The organism is Psychrobacter sp. (assembly GCF_036731945.1).
In the GTDB taxonomy this organism is placed as follows: Bacteria; Pseudomonadota; Gammaproteobacteria; order Pseudomonadales; family Moraxellaceae; genus Psychrobacter.
On sequence record NZ_DAINDI010000019.1, the window covers coordinates 7,301 to 8,631 of the forward strand.

General features: G+C 46.7%; 1 protein-coding gene. It reads left to right on the forward strand.

The window, feature by feature from the left end; translation table 11 throughout:
• Window positions 1-1,100: glucose-6-phosphate isomerase (pgi, locus tag V7D75_RS05510; protein ID WP_333613742.1), on the forward strand; the 1,100-nt coding region annotated here is incomplete at its 5' end.
• Window positions 1,101-1,331: the final 231 nt, after the last annotated feature.

Here is a 1,331-nt window from a genome sequence, read left to right on the forward strand (position 1 = left end):
ATGGCACACAGCTTGATAATTTGCTCAAGCACTTAAATTCTGAAACCACTTTATTTATCATCTCCTCCAAATCTTTTGGCACCGTTGATACGCTATCGAATGCCAAGACAGCCCTGTCGTGGTTACTCGCTACGGCAAAGCTACGCGCTGGCACGGAAGAAAGCGTCTTGCGTCGTCACTTTATCGGCGTATCGGCCAATTGTGAAAAAATGACTGCCTGGGGCATTCATTCTGAGCATCAATTGCAGCTGTGGGAATGGGTTGGCGGTCGTTTTTCTTTATGGTCGGCGATTGGACTTGCTATCGCCATTCGTATTGGCATGAACGGCTTTAAAGAGCTGCTAGCTGGCGCACATAATATGGATGAGCATTTCGCCCAAGCAGACTTTTCTGAGAATTTGCCAGTATTATTAGGTTTACTTGCCGTTTGGAACAGTACCTTTTTACAAGTCAATGCGCATACCGTGCTGCCATATGATGGGCGTTTGGAGTATTTGCCAAGCTACTTGACCCAGCTTGAGATGGAAAGTAATGGTAAATCGGTGACGCAGCATGGCGAGCGCCTTGATTATGATACGTGTCCAATTTTGTGGGGCGAGATTGGCTCCAATGCGCAGCATGCTTTTTATCAGCTTTTGCATCAAGGAACGCAGCAGGTCTCTTGTGACTTTATTGCGTGCGTGCGCCGTTATAGTGATGATGCAACAAATGAATCGCTACAGCAACAGCATGAATTGTCTTTGGCAAACTGTTTAGCGCAAAGTCGGGTTTTAGCTTTTGGTAATGCTGCTATTGCTGATAAGGATATTGAAGCGGCTTCTGATGCCGATAAATACAAATATTACCGTGGTAATCAGCCGTCAACCACGCTCCTTATTGATGAGCTGACCCCGCATAGTTTGGGGGAGCTGATAGCGCTTTATGAGCACAAGGTTTATGTTATGGCCAGCATTTGGGACATCAATCCGTTTGATCAGTGGGGCGTTGAGATGGGCAAGAAAATGGCAGAGTCGGTGCATACCGCCATGCAGCAAGGCGGCGATGCGCAATTTGATACCTCTACCAATCAGCTATTGCAGCATATTAAACTGTTGTCTTAATCGCTAGTGGCTAGTGGCATCATGCGACTGGCTTATCCACTTATCCACGCTGCTAACTTTGCAATATAAAAGGTAATCTTATGAGCGCTGCCGCTATAAATAAACAACAGACAGATAACGACCAATCCGCACCACATTCATTTAACCAAGCCGCTAAAAATGCCAGCGTTTGCGTCCTCGTCGGTCACAGTATCGAGGCCATTACCAGTGCTGTGGTACTGGCAAGTCTCG